Genomic DNA, 20821 nt, shown 5'->3' on the forward strand with positions numbered 1-20821 from the left:
TGAAGGAACTTAGTGTGCCAAGGGTGGGGACAGTTGGCTATTTTTGCAGCGCCTCCCTAACGAATCGTTCTGCATATTCCATGAACTCGGAATGGGTGAGTGTGCCACTGGCGACCTTATCCAGTGACTGTTTGAAATAACCGGCCTGTGCGGGGTCTTTCACCTTCATAGGAAGAGCATCGATCAGGTTTCTGGCCTGCGCACTCGTCATGAGTTTTTTCTTGCCTTTCGGTGCAGGTACGAAAAGCTCTCGCTTTTTCATATCCGCAATAATCCCAGCACGGGTGGAGGTTGTCCCGATGCCCTCACCTTCTTTGAGGAGTTTACGAAGCTCCGGATCGACTACATACCTGTGCAGGTTCTTCATCGCATCAAGCAGCATGTTGTCGTCAAATCGCGGTGGTGGCGTAGTCATTTGGTCGACCATGCTGCAGGACAGGCACGAGACGCTATCCCCCTCACTCAGCGCTGGCAGAGTCAGCGAAGGAAGGTTGTCCTCTTCCAGCTCTATACCATCCAATGGCGGTGGTTCTTGATAGATCGTTTTCCAACCCATGTGTACGGGCGTGGTACCACTGGCCGTAAAAGCCTCACCATCAATATCTACTTGCAGCGTTGCGGCCTGATATTTGTAATCGCTGGCAAACTGAGCCAGGTATGCCCGAACAACCAGGTCGTAAACGTTTCTTTCTCGTTCCGTCCACTCGGACAGGTTCACCGTTTTTTCGGGAATGGAAGGCACTATGCCGTGGTGCGGAGTTGGCTCCCCGGTCGGTGTGCGAACTTTCGCGTCATCGAATGCAGCTGATTTGTGTGAGTGGTTTAGTAGGTCAGCAATCTGTGTCAGGTCAGGACGAATTTGCAGCACTGCCGCTATCACTGCAGGCGCTTCATCGTGATGGGCTCCTGAAAGGTGCCTGACATCTGTTCTTGGATAGGTCATGACTTTGTACGTGTCGTACAGCTTCTGAGCCGCTTCCATGACTTCCTGAGCGGAATAGTCATACCGGCTGAAACCTTCCATCTGCAGCTCGTTCATGGAAAGAGGTAATGGAGGTTTCTTGCTCTTATCGACTACAGCGCTTTCTGTAACAGAACCTGTCCGGCCTTTGACCTTTTCTGCAATGGCCTTGGCGACTTGAGTGTCGACCACACGCCCATTATCATCCAGGCCGGGTTGATCGGCCCGCGGTTTCCACCGAGCCTGAAAGTCCGGACCTTCGGTTGGTTTTAGTTGTACGGTGACTGCTTGATAGGCGTGAGGCTTGAATTCCTCGATCAGCCTGTCGCGCTCCCTGGCTATATAGAGTAGAGGCGTTTGTACACTCCCAACGGGTAGCAAACCCTGCTGTCCTACCTCACGGCCGCGCAAGGTCATCGCTCTCGTGCCATTCATACCCAGCAACCAGTCGTAGCGACTGCGAGCAAGGCCCCAGCGCCGCCACCCGGTGAACTGGGGTTCTGTGTTATCGCGAATGTTGGCAAGTGACTCTTTAATTTTTGTAGAGTTGTAGTCGTTGATCAGCACCCGCCTTACAGGCTTCTTGAATTGGAAGTACTCGAGGGCTTCATCAACAAGGCACTGACCCTCCTCGTCGGAATCGCCAAGGTGGTGAACAACGTCACACCACTGCAACAATTCTTTAAGCTTTGCGATACGAGCCTTCTTTCGTGGATCTGGCAAAAGCTTCCATGCCCGAGCTCCAGGGATAATAGGTAGATCAGCCATCCGCCAAACCTTTTTCTTGCTGGCTGTCAAAGGCAGGTCGTCAGGAAGGTAGTGGTCGGGTGGAGCTTGTTGAAAGGCGTGGCCATCGAGCCAGATAAACCACTGCTCACCTCTGCGTGCCCAGCCTGGCCCCTGATCTTCGGTGCGGCCCGGAATGGCCGAATAAATACCCTGAGAAAGCTGGGATTCCTTCTCGGCAATCCACAAAACCTTTTCCATTAAAAACTCCTTCCTGTACGAGGCTGAAATCAGCGTTTTTGCGGATCTGCATAAGGCTGATTCAACTTGCCTTGATTCCGTAGAATGGCTACCATACGGAAAATTATAACCCATTGCTAGGGATCGAGAAAGGACGAAACGATGATTCCATTACCAGTGGCTGAGCCGCCTGTACCGGTTTGTTTGGTCGAAGCGGCGCGAGATTACAGTTTGCCCCTCAGGGGAATGATCGCGCTTTGGATAACCGAGGGCGGCAGTACAGGGACTTTGAGCCCGAACAAAAATGGCACAGTCGACCACGGTCCTTTCCAGATCAACACCGTGTGGGCTCAGAAATTAGAGCGAGAATTTGGCGTATCGCCCCAAATGATTACGACGAACTTCTGCTGGTCCGCTCGCGCCGCTGCATACATTTTGCGCTACGAGATCAACCAGGCGAATGGCAGCTTTTGGGATGGGGTTGGGCATTACCACTCCAGGACTCCGAAGTACAAATACCCGTACATCCAGCGTGTTTACAACAATTTGCTCAAGTTCTAGGAGGGCTCATGGCTAGACACGGACAAAATCAATCAGACGGAATGGGAATGGTATGGCTAGTCCTGATTGGCTTGATCGCATTTTTCGGATGGATGTTTTGGCATCGCTGGCACGGCACCATTAGCTACTGGTCGCTCAAGTGGGTTTGGTACCAGCTTGCTGTATTCGATTGGCCATTTATGCCTGAGGTGATTCGCGAGTGGCGCGCTCAAGCTGCGGGTATGGCAATGTATCCATCAAGGGTTACTTTCCCCGAGCTTTTGAGCATTCTCAATAAAGCTGGTTATTTTTACATTCCCATACCGCTTATGTTCATCGCGAGGGGCTTTCTTGCAGCTCACCGGCACCCGATGAACAAAACGCGCAGGAAGGTCACGGTTGAAACCCTGCCTTGGATCATGTCCAAGCACTCCCCCGCCATCATTCCTTCCCTGTACTACGGCAACCCTCAAACTCTGCTGCTAAACGATGATCCGGTCGAGCATCGCAGCGCTGTGCATCCCGAGGAATGGACGCTTGAGCAAGGACTGATTGTAAATCACAAGTTAGATCGTGAACGCTGCGGACAACTCCTGATCGAGTTCCTAGGCAAGCCTGTCGCGACACTCAACGAATTGAGTCCGACCGAGCGTGCAATGTTCGCAGTGTTCGGCGCTCGCCTCCTCTCGGACGGAAAAGACATCCGCGTAGCCCAGCAGCTCCTGGACGACCTCAACCGCTCTTGTCACACAGGTACGTTTGAAGGGAAAAAAGGGTACCCGGAACTCGGTTTAACTGACGCAGCATTCAAAAAATACTCAGCCCATCCTGACGCTCAGGCTTGGCTCCTCAAACACCCCTACCCCCGAACGATGCTGTTCGCCATGCACAAGGCTGCATCCAAAAGCGGCAAGTTGCCTTCTTCCCAGTTTCGCTGGTTGAAAGGGATGGATCGTAACCTTTTCTATGCCTTGAACATCGGTCTGCGCAAAGCCCCATATCTCGAACAAGGTGCAGTTTTCACTCAGATGCAGTGGGAAGAGTTCGCGGAAAACGTGGGTTATCGCCTTACTGAGCCATTCGTTGAAGACGCGATTGATGGCGTCGAAAAATATCTCGCCAAACTAGGTTTGGTCACCCGACAAGGAGAAACACTATGAAAAATCGCGACAGAATTCGCCAGTACGATTCGTCTCTCCATGTCCACTTTGGATCTACCGGCGAGCGGCGTGCTGTTACGGCACTTTCGTTGAACGACAGTCTCCAGGTTCGCCAAGATGGAAAACGTCTGCTCTGGTCCAACTCTGCACAGGGGGAAAATCATGAGTGCTTGCTTGAAGAGTTCGGATCCGAAGCTCTGGCTGGTAATGCTTTTGAAGCAATGCAACATGCGCTGGACCGCTTCTCACGGCGCCGTGTGATATTCAGCCGTGTGAAAGGTGCCGTTAAGTGGGGCTTACTACCAGCGTTCGGCCTGATCTTTGCCCTTGGTTTGAACATGTACGCGGCCCGAATGACCGGCATTACCTCGCAAGCTGCACCTGGACCATCGGGCCAGGTGAATGAGCAGCCTGCTTTCAACCCAGTTGCAATTCAGCCTGGCTTTGCACCGCCGCAACAGCCTCAGAATCTGCAGCTAGGGAGGCGCTGATTTATTCGATTTTTCGTCCCTGCAACGCTCTGGAGGCCTTGATTTATCTGGGGGCAACAGCTGGGTTTTAGAATAAATCAGCGTCTCCCTAGGTAACATCCCCGGGCTTCCACCAGCTGCTGACCCATCAATCGTCAAGCAAGCCATCAATGCAGGCACCAGGGCTGGTAAGTACGCTGTACAGCTCTCTCAGGGGGGTAAAGGGACTGTCTATGTGTTCTCTGACCCGTCTTGCCCACATTGCCGAAATTTTGAACCTGAACTTGAAAAGCTCGCTGCTGACTACACCATCCAGCTTTTTCCGGTATCAGTGATCGGCGGGCCTGAGTCCAGCACTGCGATTTCCCAAATGCTTTGCGCTAAACCTGAAGACCGTGCCAACTACTGGAAAAAAATCGTCAAGGGTGATCGCCTCGACGCACCAACTTGCCCCGAAGGCGAAGCGGCCGTATCGGCCAATGACCAGATATTCCGCAAGCTGAATTTCTTGGGCACTCCCACAGTGGTGAACACCAGCGGCGAACAAACCCCGCTGACCCTTCCGAATACCGCCCGCGCCATTTCGCAGTGGCTGGATCAAACAAAGGCGCAGTGAGGATATTCATGGGTAAGTACATCCGGTACACCGATGAATTCCTTGCCCGTGTGCGTGAGGACGCAGACCTGGTGGGGATCATAGGAAGAGACATCACCCTCAAAAAGGCAGGCAAGGCATTTAAGGCGTGCTGCCCTTTTCACGCAGAGAAAACACCCTCTTTTGAGGTATCACCTGAGCGGAACACATACAAGTGTTATGGGTGCCCCGCACAAGGCGATGCGATCAAGTGGATGATGGAGTTTCACAAACTGCCCTTTCCAGAAGCAGTTGCAGCTGTGGCGTCGGATTCAGGAATTTCGGTTCCTGAATCACAGGTTGACGACTCAGCCGAATCGCAAAAGCGCCGAAGTCGCTTAGCGTCTTTAAGCAAAGCCCTGCAAGACGCGTCGCGCTTATATGTCAACGCCAACTAAAAAGTGACCCCCTTCCGTGCTAAATCGCCAACTTAGTTTTGACCACCCTCGGGTTCATATTTTCGAGCCGGTTCGGCCCGAGAAGAGTTGGTTCCTGCTTTGCGCTTGTCCTTGAGTCGATAGCTTTCACCTGTCATCTGCACGATATGGGCATGATGTAACAGCCTGTCCAGCATGGCCGCTGTCAGTGTTTGATCATCCGCAAAGGTTCCGGCCCACTGGGTAAACGGCAAGTTACTCGTGAGGATCAGGCTGCCTTGCTCGTAGCGCTTGGCGACAACATTGAAGAACAGGTTGGCTTCATCACGACCAAACGGCAGGTAACCGATTTCATCGATGACCAACAACCCGGGGGCCATCACCACACGACTGAAGTATTCCTTGAGCCGTTCCTGGCGGTGCGCAGCGGTCAGTTGCAGCATCAAGTCAGCCGCAGTGACGAAGCGGGTTTTGATACCGGCCATCACCGCCCGGTAGGCCAGCGCGATGGCCAGGTGGCTCTTGCCTACACCACTAGGCCCCAGGAACACGATGTTCTCGGCACGTCCAACAAAACTCAGTGCTGCCAGCTCCTGGAGCTGTGCCCGAGGGACGCCGGTGGCAAACGCGAAGTCGTATTGCTCCAGCGTTTTCACGGCGGGCAGCGCGGCAGTTTTCAGCAGGGCCTGTCGAGAGCGTTCACTTCGGGCATCGGTCTCGGCAACCAGCAGCTTTTCGAGGAAGTCGGCAAAGCTGTCTTCGCCGCTTGCTGCTTGTTGGGCCAGGTGCGGCCAGTCCACCCCGACGCGCTCAAGCTTTAGCCCCTTGCATAGTTCTGTCAGGCGAGCATGTTGAAGGTTCATGCTCTCACCTCCAGCAGTTGCTCATAAACCGACAGCGGATGCTGCAAGCTCTCGTACGGCAGGACCCGCCCCAGGCGTAGGCCTGGGGCGGGTTGTGGGCGCAGGCTCTGTGTTGGCAGTGGTAATAGTACCTGCTGCTCTTGGGCCAGACGTACCGCCGGTTGAACACCCGTCGTGCCGTGAATCCGCTGATGAGCGACTTCGTCGAGCCATTGGCCGATATGTGCGTTGGCCGTCACCACATCCAGCGTCAGACCCGCACTCTTGAGCGTAGCGGCCAACGGGGTAATGAAACTGCCCTTCAGATACCCGTTGAAGCGCTCAACCTTACCCTTGGTCTGGGCACGGTAAGGGCGGCAGACCTTGGGAATAAAACCAAACTCATCGGCCAGCGCAGCCAATCGGGGATGCCAACGATGCTGGCCCTCCCCAAAAGCATCTCGCTCGGTGATGATGGTTCCGGCGTTATCAAACAATGCCTGCTCGGGCACGCCGCCAAAGTAAGCGAACGCCTCCCGAAGCCCTGTCAGCCAGGCTTCGCTGTCCTCTCGCTCGGAGAAACGGACAAAGCTTGCTCGACTAAAACCAAGTGTCGCCACGAACGCCTTAAGCGGCTGACGGCCTCGTCGAATGGTGGTGAAGTCCACCTGCATCTGCTTACCGGGCAGAGTCTCGAAACGTACCACCGGCTCTTCTGCCTTACGTTTGAAGGGGCGAATATAAGCCTTCAGACGACTGACGCCGCCGCTGTACCCCAATGCCGTGATCTCACGCAGCAGGACGGTCGCCGGAATCCAGTGCGGGCGCGCCGCCTCAATACGCTCGTGCAGGTAGTCCTTGAAGGGGTCGATTTTGCACGGACGTGCGGGTCTCACCTTGTCATTGGGTAGCGACCGGGCCTTTCGCAGGTACTTGCGCACGGTGTTACGCGAAATACCCAGCTCACGGGCGATGAATTTGATGCCATGGCCCTGACGGGCCAACACTTTAATTTCCACAGACTGCTCCTGGGTCAACATATTGGCAGCTCAAAGCCGCCAGTTTTACCCAGGGGGGTCAATTCTAGGTTGGCGTTAGGGGGTCATTTTTACAGTGGCGGTGACACTTATACGCGGGTGGGATCGAACGCAGTCCCACAGGTCTCCAGTACCTCACAACCACCCGCAGGCTTTCGCAAGAAACAATTTCTTCCTACCAGTTGGGTACCGTCGCGACCGGCGTCGTTGAACTGTTGGCTAAGCGTCACGATCCAGAAACACTCATTGAGTGCGGGCTGGCCATTCGTGCGGAGGACGGTCGTCTATTTGACCGCTTTCGCAACCGGATAATGATACCGATCTACAACGAAAGCGGTGCTTTGATCGGGTTTGCAGGACGTTCTATGATCGAAAAGCCCGACCGAACACCCAAGTATCTGAATTCGCCTGAAACTGAGCTTTTTCATAAAGGCAACGAGTTGTATGCGATCAACGTCGCCAAGGCGGCAATTCGTAGCGATCGGCACGCTATCGTCGTTGAAGGTTATTTCGATGTGCTCACGGCTCACCAGGCCGGTGACTGCAGAGTGGTCGCCCCCATGGGGACCGCCCTTACAAACACTCAGGCAAGACGGCTATTCAGCCATGCCGACACCGTGACATTTGCCTTCGATGGGGATAAGCCCGGCCGATCTGCTGCGTTACGAGCCTCTGCCGTTGTTTTAGAGGAAATCCGCGACGGTAAAACTGCCCAGTTCCTTTTTCTACCCGAGGGCAGCGACCCTGATCAGCTGATCGCTTCGCATGGGCTTGATGCATGGAACGATGCACTAGCTACCGCATATCCATTGAGCAGGTTTTTGACCGACTACGTGAAGCACGGCTTGGATATGGACGTACCAGAATCGCAGGTCCGCGCTGCTGAAAAGGCACGCAAAATACTCACCCGCGTACGTGAGGCAACCCTCTACAAACAAGCTCTTACCGCTCAGTTCGAAAGAACCATCGGTATGGCGTTGCCCGCTTAGGAGATCACTAAATGTCTCTCGACTCACAGCACGAGATCAAGCCTGGTCGCATATCAAGGGACGTGCGCAGCTCTTGGACCAGGTTCAATGTCGCACTGTTTCGCCCGAACAACTTCAAGCTTGCACTTTTAGCCATAGCTGGCCTGCTGTTCTATCAGCCAGTCTTGTGGCCGGTCTGGATCCTCTTCTTGTCCATGCTAATCATGGCTTTCAAGGACCAGAAATTTCGCATGCCTCTCCGCATGCCAAAAGACATTGGCGGATTGGATCGAACGGATTATTACGAGGAGTTGGTAGAGGAAAACTACCTTTGGGGCTTGTTCACAAAGTCGAGGCTTTTTCGCAGGCTCTTGGCTGCTGGGGGCATCATGTACCTCGGCTTTCTCCGTACGCCGAATATGGACGGAATTGCAGCGAGCCCAGACGAAGGCCGGGAGCTTTGGCTCAACAACTCTGATTGTCGTACTCATCTGTTTTTGCCAGGCACCACGGGCTCGGGCAAAAGTGAAACCCTGATGGGCATGTACTACAACGCCATCTGCTGGGGGACTGGAGCCTCGTACGGGGACGGGAAGGCTGACTCTAATCTGGCCTTCTGTCTCTGGTCGCTAGCTCGCAGGCATGGCCGCGAGGACGATTTTCTCATCCTCAACTACCTAACAGGGGGTATGGATCCCTTCGAACACATGGTTGCCAGGGAGTCTGGTCTCCATGCAATGAATCAGCCTCAATCGAACTCCATGAACCCTTTCGGGGACGCTGCTGCTGACTTCCTCCTGCAGCTGATGGCTTCCTTGCTGCCTGTAGCCAGCGGTGACGGTGCTCAATGGCAGCAAAAAGCGCTCAACATGATCGATGCGCTGCTGCGTACGCTCTGCTACAAGCGCGCCAAAGGTGAACTTGAAATCTCCATAGGGGTGATCCGCCATTATCTGGCACTTCAAAACCTTGTCCAATTTTATATCGAGGGTCAGCAAGGCCTGATCCCCGAGCTGGCCTACCTGCCGATCAAAGCCTACTTTGAAACCGGCCTACCAGGTTTTAACCCACAACTCGCTGGTGATCCGTCGAAGTGGGATGCAGAGGTGTTCAACCAGCATGGTTATTTGACCGGCCAGTTTGCTCGCACTCTGTCGATGATGATGGACACGTACGGTCATATTTTTGCAGACAAATTCCCCGAAATTGACATGCTCGATGTCCTCCTCAACGACCGGCTGATCGCTGTAATGATCCCGACTCTTGAAAAATCTGCGTCCGAGGCAGCATCGCTGGGCAAGCTTTACATTTCTTCAATCCGGCTGATGATGGCCCAGAACCTTGGCTACCGCTTAGAAGGTACTCGGGCAGACGTCCTGGACACCAAGGCAACAAATGCCCCTAATCCATACCTGATCATCAGTGATGAGTTGGCCTACTACTTCGCCGCAGGCATCGCTGTAATGTTCGCTCAAGCGCGAAGCCTTGGCTTCATGATGGTGGCCGCCGTGCAGGATATTCAGGGCCTTAAACGAGGCGAGGCTGCCGACGAGGCACCATCCATGCTTGCCAACACCAAAGTGAAATGGGTGCTGGCCTTGGAAGACCCAGAGGACACGTACGATTACATTCGCAAAGCTGGTGGGGAGGCTTACTACAGCGTGCTCTCAGGTTACGACCAGAACACCGGTGGTGCCTACCAAGCGCAGGGTGCAGCGAACATCGAGCGACGAAACAAGATCGAGCTTGGCGAGCTGAAAAAACTGCAGGCCGGTGAGGGAATGCTAATTTTTAAGGAAGCTGTAATCCCAGCATCAAGCTTCTACATCCCCGACGATCACAAGAAAACCAGCAAACTTTCCGCCCGCATCAACCGGTTCCTGCAGGTCGAGCGGCCGGAATTTAGCCGATTGCCACAAAGTGCTGAGCGCATCAGTAAGCAGGATACCCACTCTGTCGACTACATCGCGGCCCAGCTTCGCCGGGTCGAGAAACCCTACTACCCAGCCCTCGATGACCCGATCCTCGATCAGGTTGTGGCAACTGCGCGGCACCTGGACAGCATTCAGCGTTTCGACGTGCCTGCTGAGCAGCGTGGCATCGCGTTATTCCAAGCGGCTAGAAAAGCGCTTCATGCAGCGGAAGCTCAAGGCCTTACTGGATATTTTCACCAACCGAAACCCGATCTTGAACCCGAGGAAATGCTCGGCGACGACGGGGAGGATTTTGAAATCCCAGAAGATGCATATGATTAATAAGGGGGCACGATGACAGCAATCAAGCTGGGCAACGACTTTTGGAAATACACGAAGGACCAGGTGGAACTTCCTATTTATTGGCGTCCTGATGCAGTGTCGAACCATCACGTCGGTGTTGCAGGAACCTCCGGAGCAGGCAAGACGCACTGGATCCGGGAGTTCGTCACCAACATGGATGAGCAGGTGGAAATCGACATCTTCGACTATCACGGTGACATCGAGATACCAGGTGCAGAAACTGTCCTTTTCAGCGAAGCGACACGCTATGGGTTTAACCCACTGGTGTTGAACACAGACCCTCACTACGGGGGCGTGCGCAGGGCTGTGAATGATGTGATTGAAGCTATGAACAGCACATCGCGAAAGCTTGGTGGCAACCAAGAAGGGGTTTTGCGCCACCTGCTCACCGACGCTTACGCAGCCCGCGGCATCTATGTGGATAAGCCACATACTTGGCAGCGTCGAGAAGCCTCCGATGACGAAATCAAAGACATCATCAAACACAAGCGCTGGGCAGATCTGAAAGCCGTCTATCCTACCCTCTCCGATGTTGTGCGGCTGGCCAAACGCAAGTTGCGTGCCCTCTGGATGGGGATAGACGACCAGGACGACGGCAAACAGGCCTTGAGCTGCTTTGAGGACTACTGCAGAACAATGGCTGCAATGAACAAGCGTCGGGCGGATTTGGCCAAGTCGCAAGGTCGTAATGGCGATGGGGATATTGAAGCCCTGGAGAAGCGTCTCGACACGTCGAAAATCAAGGCTACGGAGGCACACCAAACGTTCTTGAACAACCTGCAAACAGGGCGAGAATTCGATGACGCGATGAAGTACCACAGCAAGGATGTGATGCTAAGCGTCATTACTCGACTGGAAAACCTGATCGCGACCGGAATTTTCAATCCCAATCCGCCCCCTTTCGGCAACGCGCGGATTCGCCGGCACAACATCAAACCCCTTGCCCAGTCTGAGGATGAGTTGAAGATGTTTGTCAGGTTCCGGATGCGCGCAATAATCCGGGAGATGATGCAGCGTGGTGAATCCCACGGAAAACTGCGCAGGTTGATCGTCCTAGATGAGTCAAAGAAATTTAATGACGAAGACGCCTCAAACCCGATCAACGTGGTCGTTACAGAAATGCGTAAGTTTGGCCTGGCAATACTTCTGGCCGGTCAGTCCCCAGCGCATTTCAGCTCCGACTTCATCAAGAACGCCGGCACTCTGTTACTGCTCAACCTCGCGACTGCTGATTGGGACGAGGCTGCTCGTAAGCTGAAGATCGATATCAAAGACTTGAAATACCTACGTCCACAAACAAGCGGTGCGGTACGCATGCTTGAAAAAGGACAGATCGCAAATTTCCGCCAAATTCACTTTTAAACGAGCGAAATCGCCATGAACCCATTTGTGCTGAACCTGATCCGCTCTATTCGCCGCCTCAGCATGGCCGTGGCCACCGTTGTTATCTTTGGGGTCATTCTCTACGGAATGGTGTTGCAATTCAGTGGCAGAGAACTTGAGCGCGGAATGCTTGAGTTGAGCCTGAATTGCGCTTTTGTAGCCTTAGGGAGACGCTGATTTATTCTAAAACCCAGCTGTTGCCCCCTGATAAATCAAGGCCTCCAGAGCGTTGCAGGGACGAAAAATCGAATAAATCAGCGCCTCCTTAGGGACCAGGCTTCTGATCGACATTTTTTTTGGTGAAAAGCTAAAGGCGCAAAATTAATATACATATGTACGTACGTACGTATATAATTGATTTACACGGGGCGGCTACCCCGGATCTGCGATGTCTAGGGAGGCGCTGCAAAAATAGCCAACTGTCCCCACCCTTGGCACACTAAGTTCCTTCAACAGCCTCCCTCTCCGTGAGCGTTACGCGCGTGCAGAAGACCTTCTCCGAACTCGAATATACCGGCAAGAAAAAGCAGACTCGCCGAGATCGCTTCCTGGCTGACCTTGAACAGTTGGTGCCCTGGGCCCTGCTGGAGGCGCAAGTGGCGCCGTTTTATAGCAACACCGCAGGCAAGCGCGGACGCCCTGCGATAGGGGTGTCGCGCATGTTGCGCATGTACGTCGTGCAGCAGTGTTTCGGTTTCTCCGATGAAGGTTGCGAAGATGCCGTCTACGACAGCCAGGCCATCCGCGGTTTTATGGGTATCGACCTGGGTCGCGAGTCTGCACCGGATGCCACCACCTTGCTGCGTTTTCGCCGCTTGCTGGAAGTCCATCAGCTAACCCGGCTGCTGTTTGAAACGATTAACCAGCATCTGGCCAGCCGGGGGCTGCTGCTCAAGGAAGGCACTATCGTCGACGCTACTCTGATCGCCGCGCCGCCCTCGGTCAAGAACCGAGAAGGCAAGCGTGATCCTGAGATGCATCAGGCCAGGAAAGGCAATCAATGGCACTTTGGGATGAAGGCCCACATTGGTGTAGACGCCACGTCGGGGCTGGTGCACAGCGTAGTAGGGACGGCCGCTAACGTGGCGGATGTCACCCAGGTTGGCCAGTTGCTTCACGGTGACGAAACCTATGTTTCGGGTGACGCTGGATACACCGGTGCGGCCAAGCGACCGGAGCATGCTGAACGGGACGTTATCTGGTCGATTGCAGAACGGCCAAGCAGTTACAAGCAGCACGGCGAAGGCAGCGTGCTGTATCGGGTCAAGCGCAAAATTGAATATGCCAAGGCGCAACTGCGTGCCAAGGTCGAGCACCCCTTCCAGGTAATCAAGGTGCGCTTCAATCATCGCAAGGTTCGCTACCGTGGGCTGGAAAAGAATACAGCGCAGTTGTTCAGTTTGTTTGGGTTGGCCAATCTGATGCTGGCCAAGCGGTATTTACAACAGACGGCAGGATAAATCCGTCTGAAAGGCGGGACTGGCCCGCCTTTCAGCAAAATGAGGGCAGAAATCTGCTCGAGAAACGTAAAATAAGGCCGGCAGGTTGAAAAAAACCGGCTTGGAAATGGGGACGGTGCGAACGGGTTAATTGTTCAGCGTCTCCCTAGCTTCTTAGGGAGGCGCTGATTTATTCGATTTTTCGTCCCTGCAACGCTCTGGAGGCCTTGATTTATCTGGGGGCAACAGCTGGGTTTTAGAATAAATCAGCGTCTCCTTAGGTTTCCTACCATCAGTATCTGGAATCCCCGCCTCAGCCTTAGCCAAAGCATAAAGGTCGTCCAGATCAGAAATACTCAGTGTACGGTTTTGGTAGAGTCGAGCTACCGCATCTTGCTGCCAGGCAGAAAGTCTCTTAGACCACGCGTGGATTTCCTGAATAATCGTCACCAGCCTTCTCCTTGGCGTAGTACTACGCACACTTATGAATACCCAAAAAAGTATCATTTTGCTATCATCATATCTAGCAGAAAAAGGAATTGGGGTGAAGGGGGCTAAGTAGGAACCGCCGAAAATTCCGTCGAAAAACGTCACCTGAGTGGTTCCCGGCTGCTTTTGCTATCCGACACGGTTTTCCGTACATACTTGGCCGCTCAATCAAGCCGTTTTCGGCTTGGCGGCGTCGCTGCCGGAATACAACTGTTTGGCGTCAATCCGCACCAGTAGTGGCTTCCCGCCCATGACGGAAATTTCTGGGATTCCGGCTTACAACCCCAGTCTCCGAGAAACCCGGGGCGGTTCAGTTTTCACTGCATAAGTAACGCCTCAGCGTCTTCCTACGCATCGCTATGAAGGCATGAAGCTCCTTTCATAGCGTCAGCTTGATGCATAGGCATTTGAAATTCCTATGTACCCAGGGAACGTGTCCGCTGTTACGGCCACTTAGTACAGATATTGCTATCTACGGATGTAATCATGAGCTTATCGCCGACGCTGCAAAAGCTAACTAATATATTGGGCCCGACAAAAATTGCCAAACCTGTCACAGAGGCTATCCAGTGGCAGGAAGGCATGGATATAACGCTGCATGTCAGCGGCGACAGCCTTACCTTACTAGCTAACATCATAGAACTGCGTACAGACCCTAAAGACGACATTTTATTGCGCAAGCTGCTTACCCATACGTTTCCGGGCCTGCGTCTGCGCCGTGGCGCGCTTACCATCAACCCTGATGAAAGTGCCCTGGTTTTCTCTTATGAACACGATTTTCACCTTCTGGACAAAGCCCGTTTTGAGAGCCTGCTGGCCAACTTTGCTGAAACGGCGCAGGAGCTTCGAGACACAGCGACACATTTTCGTTTTAACTGAGGAAAGAGTATGTTGGATAAAGTGGGGAACAGTGCTCGTGTAGATAATGCCCCGCATGTCGAAGCGCCTGCAGGGCCGGAGCCTATGCGGCTTGATGCTGCGCGAGGCCAGAAGCCCAAAGCCCCTATGGATGCACCGTCATCATTACGTTTGCGAGCGATAGCGGGTGGCATGCCCAGTGAAGAAGCAGGAACGACTGCACCTGCTGACGTGAATCAGCCTCCACCTGCTGATGTTCGTCCAGAAATGGGTGTAGATCCTGTGAGACTCTTCGTTAAACTGATGGTAGGAACTCTGGCGCTGTCGACAGGAGTCCGTTTTGCAAGATACCCAAGTGATTTCGCGAAGGATCCGGGAGGCAGTGTATGGGCAGCAATCAATCTGCAGCATCGCTCGAGCGTCACACATCTCGAACAAGGCAATCAGACGGTTCTTGAGCGTTTCGGTGCACATATTCCAAAAGACAGTGCGTGTTTCAAAGCTCGCGCTGACGTCACACACGATGTTCCCTCAGGCGTGGCAGGGCAGTGGAACCACAAAACCCAACGGGTAAAACTGAACCCTAACATTCATTTCGAGAGCCATCCGGCACAGGTCGCCGGACATGAGTTCATACACTGTTACACGCATCCTGAGTTTGTCGAACGCCATATAAAACATCCGCACTGGAAAGCCCTGAATGAAGGGTTGACGACTCGTTTGACAGAGAAACTGCCAGACCCTAAGCGTCTCTTGCCCATTCCCTTGGCAAAGGATCCCTATCATGGTTTCAAGCTGTCCACCGGGGACTCCTGGCCGGATGCGGCCAGGCGAATCGAAGACGAAGTTGGCGAAAATGTGTTGTTGAAAGCGTTCTTTGGCGGCGATGACCAGGCTATTAGTGAAGTAGCTAAAGCCGCTGCTCAGATCTACCCCAAGATTGCCTCACATATTACCGAGAGGGAGTTGTATCAAGCGGGCAGCATGCGTGGAGGACAACAGCTGGCCGAGTGTTACGTAGGTGCTTTGCTCAAAAACGGTCAGAAACTGCCTGACAGTTTTACGAATTATCTGCTACCTGTATTTAGCTATTCAGATATAAGCCCTGGTCACGCGAAAAAAATACAGGCGCAAGCGGAAAAAAGTCAAAAGCGGATGGGAATTGTGTTCGATACAGCGTTTTTTTCACCTGACCTGAAGACCCAGAGACTGGCACTTGGCATGCTACGGGAGGACCTGCTGATGCACTGGAAAAAAGTTATTCCGGATAGAAAGTAAATGTATAGGGAGGGTCTGAAGTAGGCATCGATTTTGGGGTCCGGGGAGCAATGGAACAGCCAACTCAGTTAAGCGGTTCAAAGCGCAGCTATCCAAATAGGACATGTCGCCATGATCCCTGCCACTCTTGTGTTAGGCACCACCATTCCAGCGTTGGTCAGTCAGGCCGGCGAGCGAGCGGGTATGCGTTTTTTGGAGTTTTTCACGGCCAACATTCGTAACCCGAATACACGACGCGCTTATGCGCGCGCAACAAACGAGTTCTTGACCTGGTGCGCCGATGTCGGGGTGCCCGATCTGGCGACGGTGGCCCCGCTGCATGTCTCTACTTGGATCGAGTTGCAGATGCAGCGCTTGGCTGCGCCTTCGGTGAAGCAGCGCCTGGCAGCCATCAGACACTTGTTCGACTGGTTGGTGGTGGGCCAGGTTGTTCCACATAATCCGGCTGCCTCGGTGCGAGGGCCCAGTCATACGGCCCGCACCGGCAAGACGCCGGTGCTTGATCCATCCGAAGCACGGCAGCTTCTAGACAGCATTGATGTCAGCACACCTGCAGGTCTTCGTGATCGAGCGCTGATCGCCTTGATGGTGTTTTCGTTTGCTCGGATCGGCGCGGCACTGGCGATGAGGGTAGAGGATGTATACACACAAAATCGACGGCTGTGGGTACTCCTGAAAGAGAAAGGCGGCAAGCAGCATGCCATGCCTTGCCATCACTCATTGGAAGCGTACCTACACGCGTACCTGTCAGAAACAGGGATAGATACTGATCTGAAGGGCCCATTGTTTCGTACAGTTGGGCGCGGCACCAGTCAGTTGAGCACCACGGCGCTGCCGCAGGCCAATGCGCATGCCATGGTGCGCCGCAGGGCCCTGGCAGCAGGGATCAAGACGCAGATCGGCAACCACACGTTTCGGGCAACCGGAATTACGGCCTATTTAAAAAACGGCGGTACCCTGGAAAATGCGGCAGCGATGGCTAACCATGCCTCGACGCGGACTACCCAGCTGTATGACCGGCGTCGGGACGAAATCAGCCTGGATGAGGTAGAGCGCATTTATCTCTGAACAGCCGGGCGCGTCAAGATAAGAGGCCGAACAACCATTCGTCGGCAAAAATCGTAATTGGATCCCTTTTTTATTAGTCTGATTGTCAGACAATAGGACTAATATGTTATGCAAAGCTTTCCACGACCTCACTCCCTCGTTGAAGGTGTCGTCTCTGCAATTCGTAGAGAAATTATGAGCGGACGGCTCCCCGCGGATTCGAAGATGCCTACAGAGCATGAGTTGGCTGATCAGTTCAGTGTCAGCCGGTCTGTGGTAAGGGAAGCCATTTCGCAGCTGAAAGCTGACGGTGTTCTAGTTATTCGTCGTGGCAGTGGTTCCTTTGTTTCTCAGACTCCTGGTGGCACGGTTTTCCGGCTGCCAGGCAACGAGGACCATTCGGCTGGCTTAGCTAAATTGTTTGAATTGCGCTCATGGATTGAAATACAAGTGGCGTCTGTTGCTGCGCAGCGGCACACAGATGCCGATTTGAAGCGGCTGTCTGACGCCATGTTGTTGATGGAGAGTAACGCGGGAAATTTCGAAATCTCCTCAAAGGCAGATTGTGAATTTCATTGCGCCATCGTAGCTGCGTGCAAAAACGAATATCTGTCTGCCTTCCATGACTTTTTAGGCAGCCAGTTAATCCAGGCTCGTTTCATGGCTTGGGAAAACTCCTCAAAACTTGAAATAGGTCCAAGTGGTGCCATCCGTGAACACCGTGAAATCTACGACGCAATAGCAAAACGAAATCCCTCTGAAGCCGCTCACTGTGCCCGCATGCATCTCAAGGCTGCCGCGCTACGGCTCAATATCGATCTGGCGGATTAGTGGGCATCCAAGAGTATAAATATCGCTCATCACGTTGTCAGACAACCTGACATTTAAAAGGATTTCTATGATCTACGATTTCTGTGTGATTGGGGGTGGGATAGTAGGGCTGGCCACAGCAATGCAACTGCTTAGGGCGCATCCAGGCGCTTCGTTGGTACTCGTGGAAAAAGAGGCAGCGATAGCTAAGGAGACGCTGATTTATTCTAAAACCCAGCTGTTGCCCCCAGATAAATCAAGGCCTCCAGAGCGTTGCAGGGACGAAAAATCGAATAAATCAGCGCCTCCCTAAGCACCAAACTGGCCATAACAGCGGGGTCATCCATGCTGGGGTCTACTACGATCCTGGCAGTTTGAAGGCCGTACTGTGCAAGCGTGGGGCAGAGCTGACAAAAGCCTTCTGTACAGAACACAAGATCCCGTTTGAGATTTGCGGGAAAATGCTTGTGGCATCTAATCCTCGACAGCTTGCCTCGCTCAGCAACCTTGAAGCGCGAGCCAGACAGAATGGGCTCAACGTTGAACGACTTGAAGCTAAGGAGACGCTGATTTATTCTAAAACCCAGCTGTTGCCCCCAGATAAATCAAGGCCTCCAGAGCGTTGCCGGGACGAAAAATCGAATAAATCAGCGCCTCCTTAGGTCAAACTATAGTCGCAATTCAGGAGCATGAGAGCCATGTATCGGTGTCATCAGAAGCGCTATCCTGGAAGGCTAATAAATTAGTGGTTTGCGCAGGTTTACAGTCTGATCGTTTAGGGAAGGTCTGAAAAAGCCTTTTCTTCAAAAGTCGAAGCCAGTAAATACAGGCGCTCCAGCCCGGTTCCTCTCCAAAAAAATGGGCTTTTTCAGAGGATACTTAGGGAGGCGCTGATTTATTCGATTTTTCGTCCCTGCAACGCTCTGGAGGCCTTGATTTATCTGGGGGCAACAGCTGGGTTTTAGAATAAATCAGCGTCTCCTTAGGGAGGCGCTGCAAAAATAGCCAACTGTCCCCACCCTTGGCACACTATGTTCCTTCAACAGCCTCCCTCTCCGTGAGCGTTACGCGCGTGCAGAAGACCTTCTCCGAACTCGAATATACCGGCAAGAAAAAGCAGACTCGCCGAGATCGCTTCCTGGCTGACCTTGAACAGTTGGTGCCCTGGGCCCTGCTGGAGGCGCAAGTGGCGCCGTTTTATAGCAACACCGCAGGCAAGCGCGGACGCCCTGCGATAGGGGTGTCGCGCATGTTGCGCATGTACGTCGTGCAGCAGTGTTTCGGTTTCTCCGATGAAGGTTGCGAAGATGCCGTCTACGACAGCCAGGCCATCCGCGGTTTTATGGGTATCGACCTGGGTCGCGAGTCTGCACCGGATGCCACCACCTTGCTGCGTTTTCGCCGCTTGCTGGAAGTCCATCAGCTAACCCGGCTGCTGTTTGAAACGATTAACCAGCATCTGGCCAGCCGGGGGCTGCTGCTCAAGGAAGGCACTATCGTCGACGCTACTCTGATCGCCGCGCCGCCCTCGGTCAAGAACCGAGAAGGCAAGCGTGATCCTGAGATGCATCAGGCCAGGAAAGGCAATCAATGGCACTTTGGGATGAAGGCCCACATTGGTGTAGACGCCACGTCGGGGCTGGTGCACAGCGTAGTAGGGACGGCCGCTAACGTGGCGGATGTCACCCAGGTTGGCCAGTTGCTTCACGGTGACGAAACCTATGTTTCGGGTGACGCTGGATACACCGGTGCGGCCAAGCGACCGGAGCATGCTGAACGGGACGTTATCTGGTCGATTGCAGAACGGCCAAGCAGTTACAAGCAGCACGGCGAAGGCAGCGTGCTGTATCGGGTCAAGCGCAAAATTGAATATGCCAAGGCGCAACTGCGTGCCAAGGTCGAGCACCCCTTCCAGGTAATCAAGGTGCGCTTCAATCATCGCAAGGTTCGCTACCGTGGGCTGGAAAAGAATACAGCGCAGTTGTTCAGTTTGTTTGGGTTGGCCAATCTGATGCTGGCCAAGCGGTATTTACAACAGACGGCAGGATAAATCCGTCTGAAAGGCGGGACTGGCCCGCCTTTCAGCAAAATGAGGGCAGAAATCTGCTCGAGAAACGTAAAATAAGGCCGGCAGGTTGAAAAAAACCGGCTTGGAAATGGGGACGGTGCGAACGGGTTAATTGTTCAGCGTCTCCTTAGGGAGCCGCTGATTTATTCGATTTTTCGTCCCGGCAACGCTCTGGAGGCCTTGATTTATCTGGGGCAACAGCTGGATTTTAGAATAAATCAGCGGCTACTTAGCTGGAATGGCCGGACTGGATGTCGATTTTCAGATTATACCTTTTCGTGGTGAATATTTTCGCTTACCGTCAGAAAAAAACAACAGTATAAATCACCTGATCTACCCAGTGCCAGAAGCTGGGCTTCCATTTCTCGCATTCATCTAAGGAGACGCTGATTTATTCTAAAACCCAGCTGTTGCCCCCAGATAAATCAAGGCCTCCAGAGCGTTGCAGGGACGAAAAATCGAATAAATCAGCGCCTCCCTAACTCGTATGATTGACGGAGGGGTTACGGTTGGACCCAATGCTGTGCTTGGTTTTTCTCGCGAGGGTTACAAAAAACATGCGTTCAATGCTCGCGATGTTTTGGAATACAGCATGTATCCAGGCTTTTGGAAGCTTCTCGGTAAAAATTTACGCTCCGGAGTTAGCGAGATTAAAAATTCGGCCTGTAAGAAAAGCTACTTAGGGAGGCGCTGATTTATTCGATTTTTCGTCCCCGCAACGCTCTGGAGGCCTTGATTTATCTGGGGCAACAGCTGGGTTTTAGAATAAATCAGCGTCTCCCTAAGTGAAGATGTTAGAAAGAATCTGATTCTTCAAGGTGTATTGAAATACAACGAGGCAATGGAAATGCTGGAGTGGTGTTCGGTATTCAGTGGCCGACCACGGAAGAAGGATTTTGTGAAACGGTCAACGTACTTGCTTACCGGCTCTTTATGAGGGCAAGGTATTAGCGTATTTCGAGGGATGGACTCTGCCATCAGGGAAGACCTAGGGAGACGCTGATTTATTCTAAAACCCAGCTGTTGCCCCAGATAAATCAAGCCTCCAGAGCGTTGCAGGGACGAAAAATCGAATAAATCAGCGCCTCCCTAGAAAAGAACCCTGCCACCCTGTTGGAAATAAAAGAAATCCTAAGCCATCCCCTTCGTGATGTTTTGTCAGTTCAGAGCGTTGTGAACAAATTTTCTCAAACGCACCCGCTTTCTGATGTCGTTCAG

19 protein-coding genes and 4 pseudogenes are annotated in these 20821 nt (G+C 53.2%); 19 read left to right on the forward strand and 4 right to left on the reverse strand.

The genetic code is table 11. The annotated features are described in order from the left end of the window. Nucleotides 1–37 precede the first annotated feature (37 nt). Nucleotides 38–1948: a DNA topoisomerase gene (locus BLT55_RS29115; protein ID WP_074801822.1), complete on the reverse strand. Its 1911-nt coding sequence runs from the start codon at nt 1946–1948 to the stop codon at nt 38–40. Between the two features lie 141 nt (nt 1949–2089). Between BLT55_RS29115 and BLT55_RS29120 the strand changes: the two genes are divergently transcribed. From BLT55_RS29120 to BLT55_RS29140, 5 genes are all read left to right on the forward strand, one after another. Then, the gene (locus tag BLT55_RS29120; RefSeq protein WP_055000984.1) at nt 2090–2488 is read left to right on the forward strand and encodes a lytic transglycosylase domain-containing protein; all 399 of its coding nucleotides are present in this window, start codon (nt 2090–2092) and stop codon (nt 2486–2488) included. Between the two features lie 8 nt (nt 2489–2496). Further along, a complete protein-coding gene (locus BLT55_RS29125) occupies nt 2497–3627 on the forward strand; it encodes a secretion/conjugation apparatus DotM-related subunit (RefSeq protein WP_055000985.1) in 1131 nt (376 codons plus the stop codon). Next, nucleotides 3624–4118, forward strand: coding sequence for a hypothetical protein (locus BLT55_RS29130; RefSeq protein ID WP_169790199.1), 495 nt, complete (start codon nt 3624–3626; stop codon nt 4116–4118). Before BLT55_RS29125 ends, BLT55_RS29130 begins: the two co-directional genes overlap by 4 nt. Before the next feature lie 145 nt (nt 4119–4263). Continuing rightward, nucleotides 4264–4713 (forward strand): DsbC family protein, encoded by a 450-nt coding sequence (locus tag BLT55_RS29135; protein ID WP_223862847.1) that lies wholly within the window; start codon nt 4264–4266, stop codon nt 4711–4713. Between the two features lie 8 nt (nt 4714–4721). Further along, a complete protein-coding gene (locus BLT55_RS29140; protein WP_055000986.1) occupies nt 4722–5129 on the forward strand; it encodes a CHC2 zinc finger domain-containing protein in 408 nt (135 codons plus the stop codon). A gap of 32 nt (nt 5130–5161) precedes the next feature. On the opposite strand, the gene istB is transcribed toward BLT55_RS29140, so the two are convergent. Next, nucleotides 5162–5971, reverse strand: coding sequence for an IS21-like element ISPsy4 family helper ATPase IstB (gene istB / locus BLT55_RS29145; protein WP_055000987.1), 810 nt, complete (start codon nt 5969–5971; stop codon nt 5162–5164). Next, nucleotides 5968–6990, reverse strand: a complete 1023-nt coding sequence (gene istA, locus BLT55_RS29150) for an IS21-like element ISPsy4 family transposase (protein ID WP_055000988.1) — start codon at nt 6988–6990, stop codon at nt 5968–5970. Before istA ends, istB begins: the two co-directional genes overlap by 4 nt. A gap of 101 nt (nt 6991–7091) precedes the next feature. Between istA and BLT55_RS29155 the strand changes: the two genes are divergently transcribed. The 5 genes from BLT55_RS29155 to BLT55_RS29175 all read left to right on the forward strand — a co-directional run bounded on the left by BLT55_RS29155 (nt 7092) and on the right by BLT55_RS29175 (nt 13074). Then, on the forward strand, nt 7092–7976 hold the full coding sequence (locus BLT55_RS29155) for a DNA primase (protein WP_223862850.1): 885 nt from the start codon (nt 7092–7094) through the stop codon (nt 7974–7976). Nucleotides 7977–7987: 11 nt separating this feature from the next. Further along, on the forward strand, nt 7988–10210 hold the full coding sequence (locus BLT55_RS29160; RefSeq protein WP_054998546.1) for a TraM recognition domain-containing protein: 2223 nt from the start codon (nt 7988–7990) through the stop codon (nt 10208–10210). Nucleotides 10211–10222: 12 nt separating this feature from the next. Next, on the forward strand, nt 10223–11593 hold the full coding sequence (locus BLT55_RS29165) for an ATP-binding protein (protein WP_054998547.1): 1371 nt from the start codon (nt 10223–10225) through the stop codon (nt 11591–11593). A gap of 15 nt (nt 11594–11608) precedes the next feature. After that, nucleotides 11609–11791, forward strand: a complete 183-nt coding sequence (locus BLT55_RS33650; protein ID WP_147464618.1) for a hypothetical protein — start codon at nt 11609–11611, stop codon at nt 11789–11791. A gap of 305 nt (nt 11792–12096) precedes the next feature. After that, a complete protein-coding gene (locus BLT55_RS29175) occupies nt 12097–13074 on the forward strand; it encodes an IS5 family transposase (RefSeq protein ID WP_007247761.1) in 978 nt (325 codons plus the stop codon). A 153-nt stretch (nt 13075–13227) separates the two neighbouring features. Here the strand turns inward: BLT55_RS29175 and BLT55_RS34240 are convergent, their stop codons facing one another. Next, nucleotides 13228–13503 carry a hypothetical protein gene (locus BLT55_RS34240; RefSeq protein ID WP_074801826.1) on the reverse strand — a complete coding sequence of 92 codons (276 nt, stop codon included), beginning with the start codon at nt 13501–13503 and terminating at the stop codon, nt 13228–13230. Nucleotides 13504–14028: 525 nt separating this feature from the next. Here BLT55_RS34240 and BLT55_RS29185 point away from each other — a divergent pair. From BLT55_RS29185 to BLT55_RS35055, 9 genes and pseudogenes are all read left to right on the forward strand, one after another. Next, nucleotides 14029–14421 carry a CesT family type III secretion system chaperone gene (locus tag BLT55_RS29185; protein ID WP_074801724.1) on the forward strand — a complete coding sequence of 131 codons (393 nt, stop codon included), beginning with the start codon at nt 14029–14031 and terminating at the stop codon, nt 14419–14421. A 9-nt stretch (nt 14422–14430) separates the two neighbouring features. Next, on the forward strand, nt 14431–15678 hold the full coding sequence (locus BLT55_RS29190; protein WP_223862723.1) for a type III effector: 1248 nt from the start codon (nt 14431–14433) through the stop codon (nt 15676–15678). A 111-nt stretch (nt 15679–15789) separates the two neighbouring features. Beyond that, complete coding sequence (locus BLT55_RS29195) at nt 15790–16746, forward strand: tyrosine-type recombinase/integrase (protein WP_055000871.1); 957 nt, start codon at nt 15790–15792, stop codon at nt 16744–16746. Between the two features lie 108 nt (nt 16747–16854). Continuing rightward, the gene (locus tag BLT55_RS29200) at nt 16855–17556 is read left to right on the forward strand and encodes a FadR/GntR family transcriptional regulator (protein WP_055000872.1); all 702 of its coding nucleotides are present in this window, start codon (nt 16855–16857) and stop codon (nt 17554–17556) included. 67 nt (nt 17557–17623) lie between these two features. Next, nucleotides 17624–17734 (forward strand): annotated as a pseudogene (locus BLT55_RS34465) (FAD-dependent oxidoreductase); the annotation flags it as partial. A gap of 112 nt (nt 17735–17846) precedes the next feature. Beyond that, nucleotides 17847–18089 (forward strand): annotated as a pseudogene (locus tag BLT55_RS34470) (FAD-dependent oxidoreductase); the annotation flags it as partial. Between the two features lie 101 nt (nt 18090–18190). Further along, nucleotides 18191–18313: pseudogene (locus tag BLT55_RS35050) on the forward strand (L-2-hydroxyglutarate oxidase); the annotation flags it as partial. A 294-nt stretch (nt 18314–18607) separates the two neighbouring features. Next, the gene (locus BLT55_RS29215; protein WP_007247761.1) at nt 18608–19585 is read left to right on the forward strand and encodes an IS5 family transposase; all 978 of its coding nucleotides are present in this window, start codon (nt 18608–18610) and stop codon (nt 19583–19585) included. Nucleotides 19586–19823: 238 nt separating this feature from the next. Further along, a pseudogene (locus BLT55_RS35055) lies at nt 19824–20285 on the forward strand (hypothetical protein); the annotation flags it as partial. Nucleotides 20286–20821 lie beyond the last annotated feature (536 nt).

Source organism: Pseudomonas cannabina, from assembly GCF_900100365.1.
In the GTDB taxonomy this organism is placed as follows: domain Bacteria; phylum Pseudomonadota; class Gammaproteobacteria; order Pseudomonadales; family Pseudomonadaceae; genus Aquipseudomonas; species Aquipseudomonas cannabina.

Coding starts and splice junctions, on each gene's coding strand:
- BLT55_RS29160 (WP_054998546.1), top strand. CDS start 7,988: ATGTCTCTCGACTCACAGCACGAGATCAAGCCTGGTCGCATATCAAGG.
- BLT55_RS29130 (WP_169790199.1), top strand. CDS start 3,624: ATGAAAAATCGCGACAGAATTCGCCAGTACGATTCGTCTCTCCATGTC.
- BLT55_RS29190 (WP_223862723.1), top strand. CDS start 14,431: ATGTTGGATAAAGTGGGGAACAGTGCTCGTGTAGATAATGCCCCGCAT.
- istA (WP_055000988.1), bottom strand. CDS start 6,990: ATGTTGACCCAGGAGCAGTCTGTGGAAATTAAAGTGTTGGCCCGTCAG.
- istB (WP_055000987.1), bottom strand. CDS start 5,971: ATGAACCTTCAACATGCTCGCCTGACAGAACTATGCAAGGGGCTAAAG.
- BLT55_RS29165 (WP_054998547.1), top strand. CDS start 10,223: ATGACAGCAATCAAGCTGGGCAACGACTTTTGGAAATACACGAAGGAC.
- BLT55_RS29125 (WP_055000985.1), top strand. CDS start 2,497: ATGGCTAGACACGGACAAAATCAATCAGACGGAATGGGAATGGTATGG.
- BLT55_RS29115 (WP_074801822.1), bottom strand. CDS start 1,948: ATGGAAAAGGTTTTGTGGATTGCCGAGAAGGAATCCCAGCTTTCTCAG.
- BLT55_RS29185 (WP_074801724.1), top strand. CDS start 14,029: ATGAGCTTATCGCCGACGCTGCAAAAGCTAACTAATATATTGGGCCCG.
- BLT55_RS29120 (WP_055000984.1), top strand. CDS start 2,090: ATGATTCCATTACCAGTGGCTGAGCCGCCTGTACCGGTTTGTTTGGTC.
- BLT55_RS29200 (WP_055000872.1), top strand. CDS start 16,855: ATGCAAAGCTTTCCACGACCTCACTCCCTCGTTGAAGGTGTCGTCTCT.
- BLT55_RS33650 (WP_147464618.1), top strand. CDS start 11,609: ATGAACCCATTTGTGCTGAACCTGATCCGCTCTATTCGCCGCCTCAGC.
- BLT55_RS29195 (WP_055000871.1), top strand. CDS start 15,790: ATGATCCCTGCCACTCTTGTGTTAGGCACCACCATTCCAGCGTTGGTC.
- BLT55_RS29140 (WP_055000986.1), top strand. CDS start 4,722: ATGGGTAAGTACATCCGGTACACCGATGAATTCCTTGCCCGTGTGCGT.